Origin of the sequence: Bradyrhizobium sp. SZCCHNS3002 (assembly GCF_032377435.1) — a bacterium.
Classification (GTDB): Bacteria; Pseudomonadota; Alphaproteobacteria; order Rhizobiales; family Xanthobacteraceae; genus Bradyrhizobium.
In genome coordinates, this window is the sequence record NZ_JAUHHY010000008.1 from 202,209 (window position 1) to 223,487 (window position 21,279).

Here is a 21,279-nt window from a genome sequence, read left to right on the forward strand (position 1 = left end):
AGTTGTCAGTTTGTCGGCATCTCAAGGCGGACAGGCGGAGGTTGCTTTGGAAGCAGCGGCATCGGTGGAGGCCGCGCGTTTGGTCGCCGCCTGGGGGGCGACGGTACTACGGCTGGAGCAACGCTTGCAGTGATTTCGTGTCCATCCGACTTCCGAAGCCGAATTTCAATGCGGCGCCGCTCCTTGATGTTTGCGGGTATTCCCTGAATCGCGAGTGTCTCATCCGTATTCACCAACTGCGCACCGGAGAGGGGTATCAGCTTGTACTTCGAAAGCGGACTTTGCCTCAGTGCACTCACAACCGATACCGCGCGTGCCAATCCCAATCCGGCGTTGTCTGCAGGAACGAGGCTTGCGATATTGGCGGTATTCTTTAGGACGGAAGCCAGATTCCAGTCGAGATTGGACTGGTGCGCTCCGAGTGGCTGCTCGTCCGTGTGCCCAACCACTTCGATGACGTCGACATCGTACTGATCAATCAACTTTTGAACGTCCGATACTTTGTTGAGAAGCTTGTCTCGAAACTCTGGCGTGAGCTCGGCGCTCCCGCTCTTGAAGAAATACCCACCGGCCTCGCTCAGACTGATGATCGGTGGCCATTGGTGACCGGATGGGCCTGCGCCTGCCGCTCCGCGATTGATGGCATCGAGGATCATCTGAGTGGACGGAGGTGGCCCCCCCGGCCTGGTCACCGCTTTATTGATTGTGGCCATTGCATTCGCGTCCCTCACCGCCTTCTCGACGTCGATATCGTTGGCCCTCATTGTGTTGATTTCAGCGATCCGGTCGCGAAGCTCCTTGAGCGACAATCCGGATTTCTCCAGCTCATCCGCAGTCGCGCGACCCTCAACAAGCTCGCGCCAGTACTGTTCGATGACTTGTGGGTCGCTACTTCGTGCAAGGATCTTTAGTTTCTCAACGAGGGTCTCGCTCTTGAGCGCAGTGACCATATTCTGGTTGCGCTGGTTGTCAGCCAGCAGCTGTTCGACCCTATGTTCGGACTCGGCACGCTTTTCCTGCTCTTTTCGGAGGAAAGCGGCCATGGCGATGAGCAGGCAAAATACCAAGAGCAGCATGATCTCGGCCATCGTGAGCCCGAGGACCAGGCCCTGCCGATAGGAGGAACCTTGCCTGACGATCTGACCATTCATTGCAGACACGGCCTCCTACCTTGTGTTGTGATCCCAGGGCCCTATCGCGTATCGCTGCGCATTCTCTGCCCTGATCTCTTGCATCAGGTTGTTCAGCGCCGCGGCTATGGCTTGCGTTTGCGCAAGCTTCTCGTCGATGGCATTCGCCTGAATCTCAGCACTTTTGCTAAATGAATTCACCGCCCGCGTGAGGCCTTGAACCATAGGCGCGAGCTTAATCTCGATGATATGCTCGGGCGTCTGCAGGGAAGCCAGCTTGTTCACGACGGCATCGATGGCCTTCACGATGCTGGCCGTGCTCTTTGAGAGCCGATCTCCCTCATTAGTCAACTGCTTCGACACCGCTTCCAGTGTTTCCACGACCTGATCGTTCATCGTGTTGAGCGCCTCGCCAGACCGTTTTGACGCTTCTTCAAGAGGTTGCCGGGCTGTCACCGCAAAATCCCTTATTTCGCTAGCCAATTCCTTGCGGGCTTCGCCCAGGGTCTCCTTTAGTTCGTCAAGCGCATCGCTGATCGATTGTTGAGCCATTCTCCTGAAATAGCCAAATTCGAGAACGGTGCTCTCCAGCTCCCGTTTCACCTTCCGGGACGCCTGAGCCAGCTCCATCCGGGCAGTCGCCTCTACTTCGACCGGGTCACGGCGCATTTGGTTGAAAAAGATCCGAAGCGCGATGCCGGCAATGGTCGATGCGATAGCAATGCCGAAATTCTTGACGATTTGCTCGGCCGCTCCCTCGGACGAAAACTGGTATAGCGAAACGGCAAGGCTGGTAAGCGTAAACAGAAATCCCATGTAGTAGAGATTGTCGCCGGATTGATCGTCACGCAGGCGAAACAGACGAGCCATGCCAAGCACAACCGCGTAGCCGACCATGATCAGCACCGGGACGGCTGTAACCTGTGCGGCGCTGAGATCGTGGAGCTTCGCGAAGGTGATGTAGCCGCTCCCGGAAAGGACAACACCGAAGAACAACAGACCGTTCACTAAGCCTGGCGGGAGCGCTCCGGTCTTAACATTGGTATCCATGCGGCTATGCTCCCTGCAGCCGTTTGATGATGCCGACTCGGCCGCGGTTGTCTGAGAACCATTCGGCCCAGAACTTCATGAGTTGGCCATCGTCAATGACGGGCTTTCCGTTCGCCTGCCTGTTCACAAGATGAACAAAAATCGTCGCTCCATGTAGATCGGTTTGGTATTTTATATAGCTGGGCGACTGCTTGTAGCGAAGGTAGGACAAATCTCCCGCGCGAGGATACTGGCTATACTCTTTGGTAGACTCGATCATGTCCGAGATGACGTAAAGGGTCTTCTTCGCGTCCTGCGCCGCGTTCCCAGAAAACTCATCAAGGGCGATGTCCTGGATCGCTCCCATGATTGGCGAGGCATTGGCCCTAGCGGGACCAACGCTGTTCTTGATTGCCTCCGTCGCGGGCTTGCGGAAGCTTTCGATCCAGCGCAACCGAGCTAGGCGCGGGTTGTCGGTCCATTCACTTAGCCCCGCTCCATCGCCAGGGTTACACCTGGAGAATATTGAACGGCTGCGCAGGCCGGCGAAATCGAGGACACGGATATCGAGTCTATAAAAGGAAGGCAGCGTGGTGACAATTTCATTAAGTAAGCCGAGCACTTCGTGGCGCGTGGTCTCGGGCAGATCATCTGAGGTGTCGACGAGCACAACTGTAATTCCTTTTGGGCCGGTCACCGGACAAAGGCTTTGTGTATCCAGAACCGGCCGCCGCTCTGCGAACAAGTAGAAATAAGCGAGTGCGCCGCCACAGGAAATCGCGAGCACGAAGAGAGCGATTCCGATCACACCCGCCCAGCCAATGCCAGGTGCACTGCGCCGCCTGGGACGAGGTCTAGCCACGTTTGTCCTCCGGGAGCATCTGATCGATCTCGCGGTAGGACCGCATGGCCCGCTCAAACGCTTCGTTGATCGCCTTGATCTGCTCCTTAAGTAATTCTTGGGTCTCTTCGATCATCTGGCGGAGGCGTTCCCGCGCGGTCGCGTCCGGCTCGCCGCCAGCATAAATGATGCGCTCGGTTGTGAAAGGCTTATCGAAGTAGGTGGGCGCGGATGTCGATCGCGCCTTGCGGTTGGCTTCGCGATAAATGCCAAGTAGTGCCCGGCCGGCTTGCTCGATCTGGTTTTGATGTTGGTTGAAGCGTTGGCTGAGACGGCCCCGAGATTGGAGAATTGAATCGTACTCGCTGCGACGGACAGACAGATCCCGCGCAGCCGCGTTCATCACTTCCGTCGAATCTTCGCGAATATCCCTCAGCCGGTCGATCAGCTCTGCCTTCAGGTCCGTAAACTGCTGGATGGCATCGATCCACCGCCGTTCAAGCCCAGCGTAGCCGATGTAAGGGTCGAAGAATGTGAGGCCATCGGCCATGGCCACGAGCGAAAAGACCAAACCGATGCTGATGAACACCAAGGAATTGACGTCCGTGAGGTCGAAGGGCGCGGTAAGAAGACGGTGCAAGACGTCCTGCCCGACCTCGGCATCAAGCGTGGGCGGCATCTCCCGCAAGTGAGCGAGCGTCAAGTTTAGCGCGCCGGCAAAGGCTAGATAAGCGACGAAAAATATGGCGCCGACGATCTTGAGCAAGTAGTTCCGATGGAAGATCAGCCGGATCAGCACCAGGCCCCACAGAAAGCTGGCGAGAATGTTCAGGGCCGCGAAAGTGGCCGCCTGTATCGCGGCGCCAATGTAACCGGCGGCATTGGCCTTCGCGAGAAAGCCGGCATTGACCACGACCTCGATGACGAAGAGGATCGCGAGCAAGCCGATTTTCAAGATGATCTTGCCGGGGCTGGCCAGCCGAGCCGGGCGCTGGAGGCCATGGCGTTTCCGGAACGCCTCTCGTTCCATTTCAGATTCGTTCAGGCGGCGACGAAAGGTAAACAACTCGTCCCGCCCCATTGTCGCTTCTGCCTCGAAGTCGCCTACGGCTTCGGGTGCAGCCTGCTGGATAATCGCGAAGCGCTCTTCGAAGCTAAGTGCGGTAACCCGTTCGTCGTAGGTGTGCAGGTGATCCAGATAAACCGTATGGGAGTCCTGCTTGTGCGCCTCGATCCGCTCGACGATCAGATGTTCGACGTCATCCATCGTCTGGGCGTCGGACGCCGGACGATTTTGTGAGCCCCGCTCCTTGCCGAGGCTGGCCAGGTTCATTTCATCGGCTATTCGATCCACGTTAAGATCGAGAAAGACCGTGATCGCGGGCCGGTAGGAATGTGTCGGCTGGTTGAGGAGCGACCAAAGCCGCGCGATAGGGGAGAGACGGACTTCAGAACGAGACATCAGTATACCGAAACTAGAGCTTGGACTTGCGGCAGCCGGCGGCCTGAGCTTCAGCCTCGGTGCAGAACCAACGGCGGGAAGAACTAGGCTGCATGCTGAGCCGATCGTAAAAACGGCCGCCCGGCACGTGATAAATGCACTGCGGCACACTGCTCAGATTTCCTTTGATCAAACAGGTCGGGGCAGGGGGCGCCTGATCTTGCGAGGCATGGGCAACCAACGCGAAATGCGCGTGGGCAGGCACGGCGACTGCGCCCAGGATGACGGTTGACGAGTTGCGGTGCCGCCAATCCCAGGGAGCTATGAACGCCCCGCTCCAAACCCCATGCCGGTGCTCGCGCGCGAAATCCTCGTCAGGCACATAATCCAAGGAGTAGCGGCGGAAGGACAACGCCCAGCCATTCCGGACCAGCCAGCGGGAAACGTTCTCGCCATCGACCGTACATGCCCCTAAAGAGCGTCCGTAGAGATCCACGCCGGACAGCTCGCACTTCCATTCCCGGTCGCGGCTGAAGGCCTGCAGCCGTTCTTTGGCTTCGATCCCGCAGTTCCAGTTCTTGCCCGCTGAATCAAGGCAGACTTGCTCCGTTTCCGGCGCGTCGATACCGCTGAACCGGATCTTGTCCTGCCCGATGTAGACCGTGTCCGCGTCTACGATTCGCGCCATCCCTCTGATTTGCTCCCCCGAAGCAGCATGAACGCTGACCGAGAGCAGCAGCGCTGAAACCGGCAGGCGCATCAAAGGCTACCTTTCTGCAACGATCCTCGATAGTTAAGACCTTATTACACCTTTTGCGCGAATGGGGGGAGACGTTTCAAGCTCGCCGACATGGATAATCGAAGGCATTCCGAAGCACGCGGCGATTGGAGGCGGCTTGTCGATGATCGCGCATTCAATTGCCCCCGGGGCGACGAGCAAATGCGCAAGCAGCCGGGCCAAGCAAGGCCTATTGGGCCGGTCCAGGCGAGCCCGCCCGGAGCCTTCCAGCATTCAGCGGGACTTCGTGCTTGCGGTTGGGCAGTACAGGGAGGTTCATGTGCCCGCCGCCGGCAGCGGTTGCTTGCAGGTCATGAACCCTCCCAAGGATCAGTTCTAGGCCTGGATGAATGTACTCCGGCTAGGCTTGCCGTGCGTTCGGGAGAGCTATCACCGTGAGGCTTAAGTGCGGGGCCTGCGGCCCCCAGACTGTCAAGGCCAAGCCCCTGCGGGCGGAATACGCCGGCCGGGTAGTCGGCTCGCTTGCGCTCCCCTCCGGCCCGCACCAACCCGGCGCATTCCGGCCTGTGACAGCCAACCCCCGCTCATCGGCGCTCGCCTAGTTCCAGTTGCATGCGCAACCGGACAGGAGAAGCGAGGATGAAGAAGGACGTTTATCAGAAGATCACCGACACGATCGTCACGGCGCTGGAGCAGGGCGTGCGGCCCTGGCGGAAGCCCTGGAGCGCACCTCATGGCGAGGGGCGCATTACCCGCCCGCGACGGGCGAATGGCCTTCCGTACCAGGGGATCAACGTGCTGATGCTGTGGTCTGCGGCGATGGAGAACGGTTACGGCTCCGCGACCTGGATGACCTTCCGCCAGGCGATTGCGTTAGGTGCAAACGTCCGCAGAGGTGAAACCGGCACGTTGGTGGTTTACGCCGACCGCATCATCCGGACCGAAACCAACGAGCGGGGCGAAGAGGCCGAGTACGCCATTCCCCTATGAAGGGCTACACCGTGTTCGACGTCGAGCAGATCGACGGCCTGCCCGAGCAGTACCAGGGCAGGCTGCAGGCGCCTTTACAGTCCATTGAGCGCATCGAACTTGCCGAAGCATTCTTCAAGGTTGCCGGTGTCAACGTCGTGCATGGCGGCGGCAAGGCCTTCTATAGCCCCTCAGCCGACCGCGTGCACATGCCGCCGATTGAGTTTTTCCGCGATGCATTGAGCTACTACGCCACCCTTGGCCATGAATGCATCCATTGGACCCGCTATCCCTCGCGGCTTGACCGGGAATTCGGGCGCAAGCGTTTCGGCGATGAAGGATATGCCGAGGAGGAGCTCGTAGCCGAGCTCGGCGCCGCGTTCCTCTTGGCGGATCTCGGTCTCACCCCGGAAATCCGCGATGACCGCGCCGCCTACATCGGCAGCTGGATCAAGGTGCTCAAGAACGATAAGCGCGCGATCTTTACGGCGGCTTCGCATGCCCAGCGGGCCGCCGACCTTCTGCACGGCCTGCAGCCGGAAAGACGAGGCGAGGGCCGCTTAGGCGGCCTTCTGAGGCAGTTTTGCGCCCGAGTTGATGTAGAAGACCGTTCCGTTCTCCAGCCTTAGGAAAACACTCTGACACCGGCCCGGATCGTGCCGGCGCGTCCGCCCAGGTCGATAGCGACGTGCCAATGACCCGACTGCGGCACTCGGAGACGCACCGGCGACCGGCGAGCCTCTCCGCCGAAGTATCGATGCTGGTCACCCCGCTGGTAACTATGGAAGTTGCTGGCATCCATCAGCCGCACATTGGCGACGTGATCGAGGCTGACCTCGACCACTTGCCCGCCGGTGAGATAGCCCAAATCGTTGTGAATGAAGTTCATGACTACTTGTCCTTCACGGTCGTATTGGGGTGGGACAGGCCATGCTTTGTCGTGACGTAGCGGCCAGTGATCGCGCTGCGGTAGTGCTCGCCGCTCGACCCGTGTTTGCCCGGGGACTCGTGGACGGTTGTATTCGGATGGCTGCGAGCATAGTTCCCAGAAATGTACTGCCCTGAGACCGCGCTACGGTAGGGACCACTGCCTTTAGAAGATTTCGACATGGTTGGTATCTCCAAATCGGTGATTGCCAGAACGGAATCGATTGCTATCTTGCAATTGTGGCTCGATTCGAGCCCAGGGTCAAGGCAGTCGGATCAAGGGATAATGGCGTCAGGAAAATTCGATGGGGAGGCATTCTTTGCTGCAATCGACAGCGTGCGGATTGCACGTGATCTCACTTGGAAGAAGGTAGCCGAACAATCGGGTGTGCCGGCCTCGAGCCTGACCCGCATGTCTCAGGGGCGGCGCCCTGACGTGGATAGCCTGTCCGCGCTCTGCGCCTGGTCGGGTCTCAAGGCCGAGCAGTTCACTCGCGGTCTCCCCAAACTGAAAGAGGGGCGCGAGCCGCTTGCTGAGTTGACCGCACATTTGCGTGCAGATCCCAACTTGTCGAAGGAGGGGGCCAAGGCATTGGAGGCACTGATTAAGGCCGCGTACCAGGAGTTCAGGAAGAGGAAGTAGCTGGGAAATGGCCTTACGTCGGGGGTTCAAAGCCGAAGCGAATTGGTATGCAGCCAATCTCCGGAAGGAGTTGGACATCGCACCTCATCTGCCGCTTTGCCCCTGGCAATTGGCCGAGCATCTCGAATTCCCCATCTTTCCGCTGAGCGACTACGCCAGGATGGCGCCCGAAGCCGTTGCCTATCTGCGGACGGTCAACGGCCAGAAGGACTTTTCAGCGGTGACTTTAGCGGTGGGACAGGAACGCTTCATTGTCCACAACGACGCCCATGATGAAAAGCGCCAGGCCGCCGACATCAGCCACGAGCTGGCGCACGGCCTGCTGTTGCATCCGCCGATGAGGATTCTTGACCCGTCGGGCACGCGCAATTACGACAAGGCGATGGAAGCGGAAGCCAACTGGCTCGGGCCCGCGCTTCTCGTCTCGGATGAAGCCGCGATGCATATCGCGGCGCTTGGGCTGACGATTGCGAAGGCCTCAGACATGTACGGCGCGAGTGAACCGCTGGTTCGCATGCGGCTCAATGTGACCGGCGCTTACCAGCGGGTGGCAAACCGCCGCCGTTATGCCTGAGTCGAAGGGGCACGCGCACGGCGGGCCGATCGGCATACTTCCACGCCGAGGTTCTCGAAATAACCGTCGACCAGCTGTTTGATTCGTCCTTTGCCTTCCCCCGCTCCGTATCAGATGACAGGCGGTTCTGCACCAGCCGAAAGCTGACCGTCTGCAGCCAGGGCGGCTTTAGGCTATTGCCAATCGATTCTGTCGTGGCATCTTCGGTAGCGCGGCCATTGTCGGTGCTAAGGGGGAGAGTGCGATGGGGGTTCTGAGCGATCTGGCTAGTTATCTTGGAAAGTTGATTGTCGATAACCGTGCAGCAATTCAGAACTGGATAACATCAAACCGGATACTCAGCGCCGTTATACTGCTGTCGGTAGCCAACTCCGCGCTTATAGCGCAATATTACTACCCCGTAATCAGGTTGTCCTACCTCAACCCATCGGTGGACGGGTCTTGGCCCGACGCTGTCGTTTGCCGGTGGGTTGAGCCGGGTACTGGGGCGGGTAGCCCGACGCGACTGGTCTTCTTTTTGACTGCGTTGGATGCTGGCAGAGTCGGGGGCAACAAGGTCATCTATACGCTCTCCGGCAACGGCGGCTTCGATTACAACGGGACGCATTTCTACGTGCCCCATTTCCTTTGGTTTAGGCAAACGTCGGATCAACATACGTTGGTGAAGCCGGCTGAGCTCGGCGTCGTTCCGCCGCTGAGCCACGAATACTATTATCAACGGGGCTTTCTCGACGGTTCGAAGAATGGCGGCAACGGCGATATCGACTGTGGCGGCACGACGATCGAGGATATCGTCGACAAAGGCAATGGGATGTTCTTCGCCCGTAGACGCCACTGACCAAGTAGTCGCCGCCAGATCGTAGGCATTTATGACCCATCTTAGGTTGTCGCTTCTGGGCTACACTGCCAGCCATGATGTCACGACGTCTCCTGAGGCTGAGCTTGCCGGAGACACGAAGTGACCCGCTGTTTCTATACATCGAGAGAAAACGAGCAAGAGAACTGATACAAAGTAATTACTGCCCCCGGAGTAAAGCCAAATTCAGTCCTTAGAGGGAACGTCATGGAGTCCGCCAGCCCAGAGGTTCGAACACCCGATCGTATCCTATTTATTCATGGGACCTTCGCAGGTCGGCTACCCGACCAAGGTGACGCTTGGTGGCAATTGGGGAGCAAGTTCTCCCAACTCGTCACTAAAGTGCTTCGGGGGTTGGCCATCCCGTCGGAAGAAGCGTTTCACTGGACAGGCGAGAACTCCGATGTTTTTCGCGTCTTTGATGCGGCACTATTACTCGAGCGACTTCGTCGCGAGAACGAAAGGGGCCCCTTTTGTGTAATTGCTCATTCCCATGGAGGAATGGTGCTCTGGCATGCGCTAATGTTATCCGTTGAGCGACAGATCCCGTTGGATAATCTGCGATCCTGGATGACCGTCGGTACTCCGTTCATTTTTTATGAGGCTCGCATTGGGCGTGTCGCGCGACACCACTTAATGGCCGCGCTAATCGCCTTGTTCTTTTCTTGCCTGCTAGCCTTTCATTGGTACAAGTCGTGGCTTGCGGTGGGGCTTTTCGCCCTCGGAGAATTGGCGGCATTTTCCACTTGCGTCCTATATTTGGCAGTGTCGAGTTCGAGGCGACTTCGAAGCCTAGAAAAGGAAACGACGCAGCGGCTCGGTTCTCGTTGGCTCGGCGTACGATCAAAGCATGATGAGGCCATCGCGCTTCTTAGGACGGCTCTACTTTTGCGCACTCCCATCATGCCAGCATGGGAAGACTACCCACGATGGTCGTATTCTCAGACTGGCGCGACAGAAATCCCTGGAAGGATTCCTCAACAAGTGTGGAAACGTCGGGGTCCCTCCAAGGAGCATCCCGCATTCTTCCTCCATCCAAACAAATGGCTCCTTAAAAAGCAGGTGCGTATTTCGGGATGGCGCATGCATGCTCGGGAATGGGTTCTGCGCAACATACTCTTCTGGCCTTTTGATATGGGCCTTAGCCTGATCCGATTTGGATACAACGAATTTCTTGCCAACCTTCTTAATGGTGCGGCAGCTTCCGCCGCAAGATCTCGTTTGCTGGGCGACGATGCGCCTTATTTTGTCGCAGCTAGTGTTACGGATGTCCCTTCCAGAGTGCAGGGCTTAAGTAGCGCAGAACTCCCGCGCGAAGTTGACGACGAATTGGTGCGGCAAGCCAACGCGAACGCTACAGGGTTGCTAGCCGATTTACGACGCAACTATATCTCGCAATTAGTATTGATGCATCCAGGGTCGATTCTGGCCCTCCCGCCAAGCGTTTCTTCAGATCTAACGAGCACACTCGTGCACTGCCTCTATTTTGAGGTCGAATCATGTCAACGATTAATTGCGGGTGCTTTGCGGCACGTGTTTGGAGGCGATGTCAGCCGTATTCAAAAGGACTGGACTAAACAGGCTCATGCAGCAACGCTCAAGATGACCGATGCTTCCTAAAAAGGCTGTTCATATCCGCCGGTCAGTGTGGCTCTTCGGGGCAGAGTGTTAATAATAACTGACTTATGTCGGAGCATTTCAGTCGTCTCTACAACAATCCGGGCCTTGTCTTCGTCGCTCCAGCGCGGACGATGGCGGCCTCTGCGCGTAAAGCCCAGTGACTCATCCACACGTGTCGCTCTGGATCGAATTGTAGTAGCGCGGACCGGAAATAATGAGAGTGACAACTGACATCACGGCGGCTGCCCATTTGAAGTAGTCCGTCCCTTCAGCTTTTGGCTTCCTAACCATTCATACTCTCCTCCGGCGCCACATGCCGCTCCGCGAGCTCCATTCCTTTAGGAGTACTGTAGCCGTGGGCGCGTGCTGCCTCCTCGATCGCTTGGCGGCGCTTGGAGAATGCTCGCTCGATGTGGCGCGGAATAGCCGCCACGCGAAACGTGTCCTTCTGCTCCAGCCGAACACCTTGCCGCTCGAGTTCCGAGGCCAGCGCTTGGCGATAGGTAGCCCCGGCCTGCTTCTGGGCCTTGCAGAGCTCACGGCTGACGATCGCGCCTGCCATCGCGACGCGGAGCTAGGTTGAGAACGAAGGCATGAGTGTGCAACTGCGGATCGGATTCGCGATTAGTGCGATGATCGAGCTGGGCCATTAGGAGGCCCGCGGTTGGCTCTCGGGTGGCTCGGGCCCTGCCACGCCTTGCCCAGCCGGCGGTTGCTTCCAGCTGAGCGGATGCCGCCATCACGGCCGACCGATGAGCCTGCGCGATCATCTGGCGCTCGGGAGCCTCCGATAGCGCCCAGAGCACCGAGACCAATTTGGGGCGCTGAAGGTAATGTCCCAGCCGGCTGCGTGCTCGCGGCCGTGGCCGCCGAGCTACGCAAGCCGCTCGCCCGTCTTGGGATCGATCCCGCGCAGCGCGGCGTCGAACTCTGTTTGCGTGACCGGCCCGTTGAGGCTGAGCCGTTCGGTTGCTTTGCCGGTCCAGCGGCCGGGTGGCTCGCCATCGCGGCTGTAGTAATCGTCGCGCTGCAGATGGCTGTAGTCGCGGGAGGCAGAAGCGGCGTTCCCGCGGGTAGAGATGGAGGCCACCATGGCTCACTCCCGCCGCTTGGGGATCTGGCCGCCAAGTCCTTCGTGAGGCGGGTAGGTGAGGGCGTCGGAGCTGGATCGGCTTATTCGCCGGCGCCGCCCGAGAGCCTTGCCCCGCCAGGGGCCGGGTCCAATCCGCCAGCATGATCGGCTCCCTCAGTTGGCGCAGCTTGAGAATACGTCACATTGATCATGAACGTTTACCGGCCTGCTTTACTGCGGAAGGGCAGTTGCACGCCGGCAGCTTTGCAAATCGCTTCGATCAGGAGCCGAACGGCCCTGGCCTCCCAGTCAATCTGCTCGATAGCTGCATCCCAATGCTCTGACAGCAGATAGGCTGCGTGGCGAGCCTTTATGCCTAGACCTACGATCGTCCGCGCCGGCGTAGCCATAATTGCCCGCTCGACGGGCTCCAGGCGAGCGAGTACCGATTCGATTTCTTGCTCGCGGCTAGCCTCGTCCGAGCGGACGCTGTCCTGGTCTCGCCGCGCCTGATCGTCTCTGTACTGGAGCTCCAGGACCGAGATTTCCGACAGAAGGGTGACAAACGTCGTGTCTAGCTGGACTAGCACGAAGTCGTCTTGAAACTCTTCATCGAGCGCTGTCGAATCTGCTTCATCTTCATGTCGAGGCTTCAGTTTTTTGTTCATTGGTGGGCTGTTGGCATCCATCGATTACCCCCGGGCGCGAGACCCTATCCGTAATCGGTACGTATTGTACGCGAGACGGTACAACAGTTACATGGACCGAACAAGCTGCGTCAGAACAAATTGTTCTTATGCGGGTACTGGGGCAAAAGCTGCGATCACGCGCCAAAGAGCTCGGCTTATCAAATGCCGAGGTGGCGCGTCGTGCAGGTTTGAGCGAACGGCGGTACGGGTTTTACGTCACGGGTGACCGTGAGCCGGACCTCTCGACTTTGTTGCGTGTCTGCAAAGTGCTGGCGACCACACCAAATATTTTACTGGGCGTTTCCGATGATGGAAAGGAAGGTTCGATCCGAGCCGCACTAGTTGAACGACTTCGGATGGCCAGCCGTGCCCTCTCCGACAATGACCTTCAGAGTTTGGTGGTTCAGGCTGAGGCACTTGTGACGCACCGCGGACGGGTCAAGTAGGTCGACAAAATCGGCACGACGATTGGGCCGACCCGCGTCACACACAACGCCTGGCTTTGAGTATCGTAAAAAACGCGCGGCCGGCCCCGCACGATGATGCCAGCAAGAAAAACGGCATGCAGTCTGGCCTATTCCATTCCTATAGCAAAGGCCGATCCGCTGCTCGTGCCGTCAGGCTGCGTATCGGAAGGACGGTCACTTGTACGGTTAGCAGCGCGGCGTCGCTCGGTTGTGGTGAGGTGACTTGCCGACGTGCGGGACCGAGATGGCTATTGTAGTGAATTTCGTATGCCTAGTCATATGATGGGTAACCAGTCAACCACATCGCGAGGACGTTGGAAGCAAGTACCTCGGGCGGCGCTTTTGGATAGCTTAAAGAAGCACTTTTTGAGTTCAGGCCCGTCCTAACACGGCTATATCGTAATGGTGGATGGCAAGTTCCTGCATATTGGAGACGGACTCCCAATAGCCATCTTTGCCGCCATGTAGAAAAACCAGCGTGAGCGCAGCTGGACTGTCTTTTGACAGCTCTTTAGTTATTCGTTTAAGAAAGAACGAATGTCACGGACGAAATGAAGGAGGGAAGTCTTGAGTGAGTTGAACCCTCTGGCTATAGGCCCGGTCAGCTGGCAATCAACCAACCCATTAGAAAACGCTCCTCAAGTTCATCCAATTCTTTGTTCTTATTCACGTCCTCTTTGTTGGACAAGCCGCCGACTATCGCGACTGATTGCTCGGCGCGTTTCGCGGCGGGTTTCGTGCGGGTTCCGCTTCAAACAGCCTTGCTCTTCTCCGGAAGGTTCTGGGGTTGCGCTTTTCTCTGGCGGGCTTACTCCGGGACGACGGTCGGCGGCCAATCCTAAATCCTGCGCCGACAGGAAAACCCCGCAACCAGTCCCGCGGGGTTTTCTTTTGCTCGTGTGGTTCTTGGTCCCGCGCGCTGCTGCCCTCGGTGTTGCCATCAGGGGGGCGCGCTCCTTGCCGGGCCCTGTGAATCGACGATCGTCGCAGATGTTCAAACAGTTTCGCGGCGCCCTCTGCCCGGTGTTGTAGCCGCGGTGTCCGCGCGGCACATTTACCGCATGAGTCAAACGCCCGTCGATATCTGGAATCTCGGCACGTTCGACGAGCCGCTTCGGCAGCTGCTGAAACGTCATGAGGCGCTTGTCCGCCGCTATCTGGTCACCGATCGGCAGCTGTTCGTGGAACAGAAGGCCTCGGACCACGCGGCCATACAACCGGAAAACCCCTTTGCCGATGCCTACCTGACGTTCATCGAGACGGTCGGTCATGAGATGAAGAGCCGGACTCGTCGCGTCTGGCACTACACGCGCCTGACGGACGACGAAAGCAGACGACGTTCGCGAACGAGGCGTCCACGTCTCGACTCTCGCCAGCCTGCGCCGGCGGCTGGATGCCCGCATTGAGGCGGGTTCGTTCACGGCCGAGGTCGGAAAGGCCCTGTATGAGGCCAGTCCTTTCCATGAGCAGGAGGAAAGCCGTTCCGGAAAGTTCTGGATGGCGTCCCATCCTCATGCCGTCGATGACCGCGGGGTAGAGCCGCTGCTCAGGCACTGGGGCGGCGAAGCCACGTCCTTTTGGCAGAAGGACCAGAACCTCATCGACATGCTTTCGACCCTCGGACGATCACGTGTGCTGGAGATGGCCGTGGCCGTCGCCAGCACGAAACAGTGGTATCGGGCCGGGAAGTGCGCCGTGATGACGTTCGCCAGGCACCTGGGCGTGCCGCACGAGCGAAGCGGCTTTGACCTCTGCAGCTTGGTTGATCTTGGGCCTGACGCGGTGCTTGCCGTCCATACCGAGGGAGACAAATCCTTTGACGCGATGGCGCGGGGATATCCCGCTGGGTTCAAGCCGACGCGCCGCTGACGCGTGCTATCAGAGCATTGGTGCCGTTCTGTGTAACAGAGATGATGCCGGTGGCGCTGATGGCCTGCATGCTGGTGGCGTTGCCTGTGCCGGAGACGATGCGGTCGGAACTGCCTGTCGCGCCGATGTTGGTGAGGCCGCTGCCATCGCCGACAAATTGCGCGGCGCTGACTGTGCCGCTCACTGCCAGGTTACCTGCGGTCGTCAGACTGGGCGCATACGTCGGACAACCGATGTCTTCCGGTGGCGAGTGGTCGCCGATGCAGAGCCGGTTGGTGTTGTTGCCGAGCGTCGACGAGATCATCGCCATGTTGCCCCAGTCCTGGGCAATGGCAGCGCCGGCCGTCAGGCTGAAGAGAAGGGCGAGCAACACACCGCGCAGCAGACAGCTTAGAAGAGGGCGGGGCGCCCGTCCCCTCGTCTGGTCAATGTATTGTCAGGGGTGTTGCGGGAGAGTGCGCGATCAGGGGGCGGGATACAGGGGCCTTCCCTCTGCTGATTCCCCGTCGGGTGCGGCCGATCCGGACGCCGTCCGGCTGCAGGCTCATGACAAGCCCCTGCGCCACGCCCGCGCCGGGCGGGTCAAGGCCGCGGAGCGCCCGCCAGGGGGCAGGCCTTGAGGCGTCCGGACGGGCGTGGCCGTCTTCGGAAGAAGAAGGACGTATCAGCCGCAGCGCAGCGGAGGCCACTCGCCCGACCGAGGACCGGTCAACAGCGCAGCCGCAGGAGCATCAGCATAGCGCCGCCGAAGGCGGGATGCGGGACCGACTGCGCCCGGCCGAGGGGTGAACGAGTTGTGAGATCGCGTTTGCGCCTTTACGTCAGCATCATTGTCCTATATCGAATCGCCTTCCCTGTTGGACGAATCTGTCAACAGACTAATTGTTAGTAAGAACAATTTTGTTGATCTTGAAAAGTTGTATCTGCCGCCCAAATCTCTAGAGCAGGTGGGATCATCCGCGCGGGTCTTTCCCGACTTCTCAGGCTGACGGCGACCGCCCCGTAAGGGTGGCCGAACGCAGGAGTATTCCTTGCCTTTCGAGATCGATTTTCTCCGCGCCGGAGACAGTAACGGCGACGCCATCATCTTGAAGTGCGGGGACACTAAGGATGGGGACGTCAGCCTCCATCTGATTGACGGCGGTTTCACTAACACGGGCGACCAGATCATCGCCCATATCAAGCAGAACTATGCCGAGAAGGCTACGATCGCGAGCGTCGTGCTGTCACATGCGGACAACGATCACGCGTGCGGCCTCATTAAGGTGCTTGAGCATGAGGACTTCACGTTCTTCGACCTGTGGATGAATCGAGCCTGGGACTATGTCGACGAGGTGATCGACAGCTTTCACGGATCGTATACCCGCGACGGGCTGATCAAGAAGATGCGCGAGATGCATCCCTATCTCGTGGAGCTTGAGAGGATCGCAGAAAAGCGAGGCATCACCATCAGGGCTCCGCTCCAGGGGGCGAAGATCGGTCCGTTCACGGTCCTTTCGCCCAGCCGTCAGCATTACGTCAAGCTGATCCCCGACCCGGACAAGACGCCGACATCGTATGCGAGCGAGGCACGGGGGATACTCGGCTCACTGTTGAAGACGGTGAAAGATGCGGCGGAGAGGGCGCTGGAACGGCTCGACTATGAGACGCTGGACGAGAAGCCGCCGCCCACTTCCGCGTCAAACGAGACATCCGTGGTTCAGTGGGCCTCCTTCGGCAATGAGCGGGTCCTGCTCACGGCGGACGTCGGCCCCGAAGGTGTGGCTGAAGCGGCTTACTACGCCGAGCACATCAGCCTCTTGAGCCAGCCAAGGCTGGCCCAGATCCCTCATCACGGCAGCCGCCGAAACGTGACGCCCGCTGTACTTGATCGATGGCTCGGCACCTATCCCGCCCAGAACCAGGGGTATGCCGTCGCCTCGGTGGGGAAGAACGCGGACATTTACCCCCGAACCAAGGTTGCCAATGCCTTCACACGGCGGGGATACGAGGTCACCGCCACACACCAGGGCTGGATAAACTTCGTGCGCGGCTATGACCGTCGGCCCGGCGTCACGAATGCCCCCGTGATCCCGTTCAAGCCGGACGTAGGTGATGAGTAGGATCCTGCCGAAATTCGATGCCTATACGGTTTACGCGCGCCTCTTTCCGGCGATCATCGCTGCGGCCCCGGCTATTGCGCTGGCCTGGGCTGTGATCGCAGGAAGGGAGCTCAGGCCGGTGCAGGCGATCGCCGGCACCGCGCTGGCGGTGCTGCTGATGGTCTTCGCCGACGTCGCGAGGCGCCGGGGAAAGGCCATCGAGCCAAGCCTGATCGAGCAGATGGGCGGCTTGCCCAGCGTGACGATGCTTCGGCACGGCGACCAGACTTTGGACGCGGCCACGAAAGCCCGCATGTACTCTTTCCTGGCAGGAAAACTGGGCGAGGCAGCGCCCACGCCCGAGGAGGAGTTGGCCACGCCCGAAGCTGCCGATGCGTTCTATGCGCGCTGCGGCAACTGGCTGCGCGAGAACACGCGCAACAAGAAGAAGTTCGACATCCTGTTCAACGAAAATGTCACCTACGGATACCGGCGCAATCTTTTCGCACTCAAATGGCCAGCCTTGATCTTGAACGTCCTGATCGTCATCGGCTGCGCCGGCTCCATATGGATCCGGCAAGGCACCCTTGATTTGCTGCCGGTGTTCGTGATCGCATTTCTCCACGCATCCTATCTGGCCCTGTTCTCGACCAAGGCGGCTGTAACCGAGGCGGCCGTCACGTACGCGCGGCAACTGCTGCTCAGCGCGGAATCGCCGCACCTGCAGAAGCAAGGGGCGGCCGCCAAGCCACGTTCGGTGAAGAAGCAGCCCTCAAATCAACAATCAGTGCCAAGGCGCGGAGAAAGCGCATGACCATCATCAAGAGTTTTGCCGTCGGGAATGGCGACACGTTCTACATTAAGCATGCCTCGGACAACTTCACGATCATCGACTGCGACCTCAATGAGGAGAATGCCGAGCGGATCATCGACGAGCTGAAGCGCGAATCGGCAGAGAAGAACATCGCGCGGTTCATTTCCACGCACCCCGACGACGACCACTTTGGCGGCATAGAGCGGCTCGATGCGGAAATGCCGATCAGGAACTTCTACGTGGTTAGGAACAAGGCCACTAAGGAAGACGTGACCGCTTCATTCCAGCACTATTGCAAGCTCCGCGACGACGGCGACAAAGCGTTTTACATCTCCAAGGGCTGCACCCGACGCTGGATGAATCGAAGTGACGGCGAGCGCGGCTCTTCCGGCATCAACATCCTATGGCCGGACACGGCAAACCGGTATTTCAAGGACGCTTTGGCGGAGGCTGAGGCTGGAATAGCATACAACAATATGTCCGCGGTCGTGCGTTATGCCGCGGTGGGCGGTGCCAGTTTCCTCTGGCTTGGCGACCTCGAGACCGAGTTCATGGATCACATCGCGGAGAACATTGACCTGAAGAAGACTACGGTCGTGTTCGCCGCTCACCATGGACGGAAATCAGGGAAAATACCCGACGCCTGGCTCGAGAAGCTAGATCCGCAGATCATCGTCATCGGTGAAGCACCGTCGCGCCATCTTCACTACTACACAGGCTACAAGATCATCACCCAGAACCGGGCGGGCGACATCACATTCGACCTCGACGGCGGCAAGGTGCACATCTATGCCTCCAACCTCAACTACTCGCATAAGAGCCTGAAGGACGAGCAGCAGAACAAGCTCCCGGGATACGCTGGGAGCATTACGGTAGAAACCGAGTACACGCTCGAAACCGCGAAATGACGCGGTGAAATCGGCTGCCACAGCGCAACATAGGTGCCGCAAATGACGGCTAGCCCAGCGGCGGGACAATCTGCGGATCGAGGCCGCCGGTCTTGGCGCAGCGGACGCTGTCGATCGCCTCTGCAGGTGTGTGTGCCTCAACCGACCAGTGCCAATAGATGGGCTCACCTAGCTCCATCGTATTGAGCTGAGGCGAGGTTTCACGGACGGTGTAGCGGTGGAGGGTCGGCCGGGCTTTGATCATGGCTTCATCCAGTGATCGCGGGAGCCCACGCTCGTGTTGCGGACCCGCTCGACCAGCGGCTCGCGGCCAAGCTCAAGCTTGCGGGCTGCCTCAATGGCTTCCTTCTGGGTGGGCTCCACCACGCTTGCGCGCTTCGAGCCACCCCGTCTTACCGCATAGTCGCCTTGCTCGCGGCGTTCGACAAACAGTCGGTCCTTTCCGGCCACGGTCTTCTCCACGTTCTGTGAAATTCTGGCACAGGAGAAGTGGTGGCAGTTGGACATGGGTACAAGAGGGTGGAGGGATCCGGATGACTACGGCCTGTGAAGTCACATGCGAGTCGTTTGAGACCGGACACAAGTGTCGTGTCAGAACGGCTCGATGCCTTCAGTCTGCGCCCTGGACACGACATCGCTGCCGGGTCCGATGCCGAGCGTTTGCATGTCCGGAGCGAGGTTCTCGGTCAACATGCTGTCAGCCGGAGCGACTGAGCTCGCAAACGCGCTCGCGAAGTCAGGGAGCGAACTGGCTACGTAGCGGAACAACCAACCGCTCCGTTACCCCTGAGATCGGCGCATCCGCCTTCAATCCCTCAAGGTCCACTTCGCCCGGCTGCCATTTCAAAAGGGCCCCGTCGGATGCAATCATGGACATGGCGATCTTAACGCTTTTCGCTTTGGTCGGAACGAGGAATTTGGCTGATTCCGGAGGCTGCCACGCCGAATTGATATTTTTCGGAGCGATCGCTGCATGAAATTCCTTGCCGTCCACCTTCAGGACGATGTTGAGCGCTCTCGCATCCGACGGGTTGTCGACCTTGTACCAGTTCAAACTGGCAGGCGAGACCTCCACTACGACGAAACTGTTCAGAGCTGGTGGCACCGTGGATGCCGCACTGACGGCCGGCCTTTCCTCCACCGCTTCCAGCACCGCACCCGAAGCGGTATTCAGCTTGTACTTGATTTGAAATTTCAGACGGCTGAATGCGTTGTCTCCGTTCGCGGCAAAAACGGATGCTAGAGGAAACGTGAAATATTTGACAGTAGCTGCAGAGCCGACTTTTTTCCAAGAATCCGCTGGCGTCCACGTCGCGGCCTGCTGCTCAATCGTATTTCCGTTCAGGACGAGGGCAACCTCCGCACCAATGCTTGTCAGGCCCAGATTCTGCGCCTCTCCAATATCGGGGAATGCAAAATAAGCTGCCTGCCACTGTCCGGGCGCGACAGTTCGAATGATGTTCTTTCGAACCGACTCTGGATACTCCTTAATTCCAACGAAACCTTCGACAACAGCTTTGCGATCAACGACAGTACGTACTGCAAAGTTGATTTTCTCCTTGCCCTTTTTCGTCAGCTCGACCCTCTTCATTGCAACAGAATAGCCGCCGGAAAATCCATAGTTTCCCGTTCCCGGCGCTTCCGCAGCCGCCGGATTGATCGTCGGAGGCGGCTTTGATTGATCAAGCAGCGTACTGGAAATACGGGCGAGCAGCGGCTGCAGGTACTTATCGACCTGTTCCATCGTAAATCCTGAGCCCGTAATGACGTTGACCTTGATGCACTGGTTCTGCTCGAGGTTTTCGCGAATATCGGAATTCGTCTTGTTATAGCTCACATTGGCGCTGAATAGACCAAAGAGGGCCCGTGCGGAAACCTGAGCTCGCCATTTTTCTTCCTTGCTCAAATGCTTGAAGGTCTGGTCCCAATCGACCTCCACCTCAAATCCCAATGGCGGCGTCAACCCCTGATAATCGTACTCAGCTCGAATGCCGATGCCGGTATTGCCCTTTATCAGTTCTTCGTAGACATCGACGCCGGGCTTAGTTAGTGGAACTTGAAAGGCGAGCCGCTGAGTTGCGAAAGTGGGAGCGACGCCTTGCCCCGAAGGGGTCGATGAGATGAACGTTCGGTCGCTCTCTCCATAAAGAGCGACAGTACCGCTAGTAAAGGGCAACGGCCCGATCGTGATCTGGTCCGCGCCGACGCCGGTTCTTGCACTTAGCTGCTGTCTCATCTGTTCCAGCGCCGAGGGAGGCACGGCGAATACGAGTGAAAATTGTGCCAACCCGCCTTCCAACAAGCTCCCTGGATTTGACGGATCGGGAAACTGGTATTTGACGAGTGCCATTTCCGGTGCGGCCGCGCCGGTATCGGCATCCTTGATCGCGACGATGCGCGGACCGATCGGCACGTAATACCATTGCGACCTTTGCCGGGCGTCTCGATAAACTGTGACGCTGTAGTCGACGCCGTTGTCCTGGAATTTCACATCATCGACCACATCACTCGCTTCCAAACTGACCTGTTGCGCAGACAACATGCCGGGTCGAATCGCGCACACCGCGAGCGCTGCCAGGAGCGCCTTGGTCAATTTGCCCATCCGTAAAC

General features: G+C 58.7%; 22 protein-coding genes and 2 pseudogenes. 11 read left to right on the forward strand and 13 right to left on the reverse strand.

From position 1 onward, the window contains the following. Positions 1 to 5: 5 nt before the first annotated feature. The 5 genes from QW845_RS18605 to QW845_RS18625 are packed head-to-tail and all read right to left on the reverse strand — an operon-like array spanning position 6 to position 5,201. On the reverse strand, positions 6 to 1,151 hold the full coding sequence (locus QW845_RS18605; RefSeq protein ID WP_315803013.1) for a hypothetical protein: 1,146 nt from the start codon (positions 1,149 to 1,151) through the stop codon (positions 6 to 8). Between the two features lie 15 nt (positions 1,152 to 1,166). Further along, positions 1,167 to 2,180, reverse strand: coding sequence for a hypothetical protein (locus QW845_RS18610; protein ID WP_315803014.1), 1,014 nt, complete (start codon positions 2,178 to 2,180; stop codon positions 1,167 to 1,169). Between the two features lie 4 nt (positions 2,181 to 2,184). After that, positions 2,185 to 3,021 carry a hypothetical protein gene (locus tag QW845_RS18615; protein WP_315803015.1) on the reverse strand — a complete coding sequence of 279 codons (837 nt, stop codon included), beginning with the start codon at positions 3,019 to 3,021 and terminating at the stop codon, positions 2,185 to 2,187. Beyond that, a complete protein-coding gene (locus QW845_RS18620; RefSeq protein ID WP_315803016.1) occupies positions 3,014 to 4,462 on the reverse strand; it encodes a hypothetical protein in 1,449 nt (482 codons plus the stop codon). Before QW845_RS18620 ends, QW845_RS18615 begins: the two co-directional genes overlap by 8 nt. A gap of 13 nt (positions 4,463 to 4,475) precedes the next feature. Then, on the reverse strand, positions 4,476 to 5,201 hold the full coding sequence (locus tag QW845_RS18625; RefSeq protein ID WP_315803017.1) for a thermonuclease family protein: 726 nt from the start codon (positions 5,199 to 5,201) through the stop codon (positions 4,476 to 4,478). A gap of 618 nt (positions 5,202 to 5,819) precedes the next feature. Here QW845_RS18625 and QW845_RS18630 point away from each other — a divergent pair. Then, a pseudogene (locus tag QW845_RS18630) lies at positions 5,820 to 6,778 on the forward strand (ArdC family protein). Here the strand turns inward: QW845_RS18630 and QW845_RS18635 are convergent. Beyond that, complete coding sequence (locus QW845_RS18635; protein ID WP_315803018.1) at positions 6,775 to 7,038, reverse strand: DUF1883 domain-containing protein; 264 nt, start codon at positions 7,036 to 7,038, stop codon at positions 6,775 to 6,777. The pseudogene QW845_RS18630 and the gene QW845_RS18635 overlap by 4 nt on opposite strands. A gap of 219 nt (positions 7,039 to 7,257) precedes the next feature. Here QW845_RS18635 and QW845_RS18640 point away from each other — a divergent pair, with 219 nt between their 5' ends. From QW845_RS18640 to QW845_RS18655, 4 genes are all read left to right on the forward strand, one after another. Continuing rightward, entirely contained in the window at positions 7,258 to 7,719 is a 462-nt protein-coding gene (locus tag QW845_RS18640) for a hypothetical protein (protein ID WP_315803019.1), read from the forward strand. A gap of 70 nt (positions 7,720 to 7,789) precedes the next feature. Then, a complete protein-coding gene (locus QW845_RS18645; protein WP_315803020.1) occupies positions 7,790 to 8,293 on the forward strand; it encodes an ImmA/IrrE family metallo-endopeptidase in 504 nt (167 codons plus the stop codon). Positions 8,294 to 8,537: 244 nt separating this feature from the next. Further along, positions 8,538 to 9,131, forward strand: coding sequence for a hypothetical protein (locus QW845_RS18650; protein ID WP_315803021.1), 594 nt, complete (start codon positions 8,538 to 8,540; stop codon positions 9,129 to 9,131). Positions 9,132 to 9,356: 225 nt separating this feature from the next. Further along, positions 9,357 to 10,769 (forward strand): hypothetical protein, encoded by a 1,413-nt coding sequence (locus tag QW845_RS18655; RefSeq protein ID WP_315803022.1) that lies wholly within the window; start codon positions 9,357 to 9,359, stop codon positions 10,767 to 10,769. A 283-nt stretch (positions 10,770 to 11,052) separates the two neighbouring features. Here the strand turns inward: QW845_RS18655 and QW845_RS18660 are convergent, their stop codons facing one another. The 3 genes and pseudogenes from QW845_RS18660 to QW845_RS18675 all read right to left on the reverse strand — a co-directional run bounded on the left by QW845_RS18660 (position 11,053) and on the right by QW845_RS18675 (position 12,530). Then, positions 11,053 to 11,331, reverse strand: coding sequence for a relaxase domain-containing protein (locus QW845_RS18660; protein ID WP_315803023.1), 279 nt, complete (start codon positions 11,329 to 11,331; stop codon positions 11,053 to 11,055). After that, positions 11,306 to 11,862 (reverse strand): annotated as a pseudogene (gene mobF / locus QW845_RS34155) (MobF family relaxase). The gene QW845_RS18660 and the pseudogene mobF overlap by 26 nt, the downstream one beginning before the upstream one ends. Before the next feature lie 197 nt (positions 11,863 to 12,059). Continuing rightward, a complete protein-coding gene (locus QW845_RS18675; RefSeq protein ID WP_315803025.1) occupies positions 12,060 to 12,530 on the reverse strand; it encodes a hypothetical protein in 471 nt (156 codons plus the stop codon). Positions 12,531 to 12,637: 107 nt separating this feature from the next. Here QW845_RS18675 and QW845_RS18680 point away from each other — a divergent pair, with 107 nt between their 5' ends. From QW845_RS18680 to QW845_RS18690, 3 genes are all read left to right on the forward strand, one after another. Then, the gene (locus QW845_RS18680; RefSeq protein WP_315803026.1) at positions 12,638 to 12,976 is read left to right on the forward strand and encodes a helix-turn-helix transcriptional regulator; all 339 of its coding nucleotides are present in this window, start codon (positions 12,638 to 12,640) and stop codon (positions 12,974 to 12,976) included. Positions 12,977 to 14,058: 1,082 nt separating this feature from the next. Beyond that, entirely contained in the window at positions 14,059 to 14,403 is a 345-nt protein-coding gene (locus QW845_RS18685) for a hypothetical protein (protein ID WP_315803027.1), read from the forward strand. A gap of 91 nt (positions 14,404 to 14,494) precedes the next feature. After that, complete coding sequence (locus QW845_RS18690; RefSeq protein WP_315803028.1) at positions 14,495 to 14,866, forward strand: hypothetical protein; 372 nt, start codon at positions 14,495 to 14,497, stop codon at positions 14,864 to 14,866. Here QW845_RS18690 and QW845_RS18695 read toward each other — a convergent pair. Then, positions 14,847 to 15,236 carry a hypothetical protein gene (locus QW845_RS18695; protein WP_315803029.1) on the reverse strand — a complete coding sequence of 130 codons (390 nt, stop codon included), beginning with the start codon at positions 15,234 to 15,236 and terminating at the stop codon, positions 14,847 to 14,849. The genes QW845_RS18690 and QW845_RS18695 overlap by 20 nt on opposite strands. Positions 15,237 to 15,897: 661 nt before the next feature. On the opposite strand from QW845_RS18695, the gene QW845_RS18700 reads away from it, so the two are divergent. From QW845_RS18700 to QW845_RS18710, 3 genes are read left to right on the forward strand one after another with little or no spacing between them, the layout of a single operon-like run. Then, entirely contained in the window at positions 15,898 to 16,968 is a 1,071-nt protein-coding gene (locus QW845_RS18700; RefSeq protein ID WP_315803030.1) for an MBL fold metallo-hydrolase, read from the forward strand. Next, a complete protein-coding gene (locus QW845_RS18705) occupies positions 16,961 to 17,761 on the forward strand; it encodes a hypothetical protein (RefSeq protein WP_315803031.1) in 801 nt (266 codons plus the stop codon). Before QW845_RS18700 ends, QW845_RS18705 begins: the two co-directional genes overlap by 8 nt. Further along, positions 17,758 to 18,669 carry a hypothetical protein gene (locus QW845_RS18710; protein ID WP_315803032.1) on the forward strand — a complete coding sequence of 304 codons (912 nt, stop codon included), beginning with the start codon at positions 17,758 to 17,760 and terminating at the stop codon, positions 18,667 to 18,669. The genes QW845_RS18705 and QW845_RS18710 overlap by 4 nt, the downstream gene beginning before the upstream one ends. 49 nt (positions 18,670 to 18,718) lie before the next feature. On the opposite strand, the gene QW845_RS18715 is transcribed toward QW845_RS18710, so the two are convergent. The 3 genes from QW845_RS18715 to QW845_RS18725 all read right to left on the reverse strand — a co-directional run bounded on the left by QW845_RS18715 (position 18,719) and on the right by QW845_RS18725 (position 21,262). Next, entirely contained in the window at positions 18,719 to 18,913 is a 195-nt protein-coding gene (locus QW845_RS18715; protein ID WP_315803033.1) for a hypothetical protein, read from the reverse strand. Further along, positions 18,910 to 19,131 (reverse strand): DUF2188 domain-containing protein, encoded by a 222-nt coding sequence (locus QW845_RS18720; protein WP_315803034.1) that lies wholly within the window; start codon positions 19,129 to 19,131, stop codon positions 18,910 to 18,912. The genes QW845_RS18715 and QW845_RS18720 overlap by 4 nt, the downstream gene beginning before the upstream one ends. 274 nt (positions 19,132 to 19,405) lie before the next feature. Continuing rightward, a complete protein-coding gene (locus QW845_RS18725; protein WP_315803035.1) occupies positions 19,406 to 21,262 on the reverse strand; it encodes a hypothetical protein in 1,857 nt (618 codons plus the stop codon). Between the last annotated feature and the right edge of the window lie 17 nt (positions 21,263 to 21,279).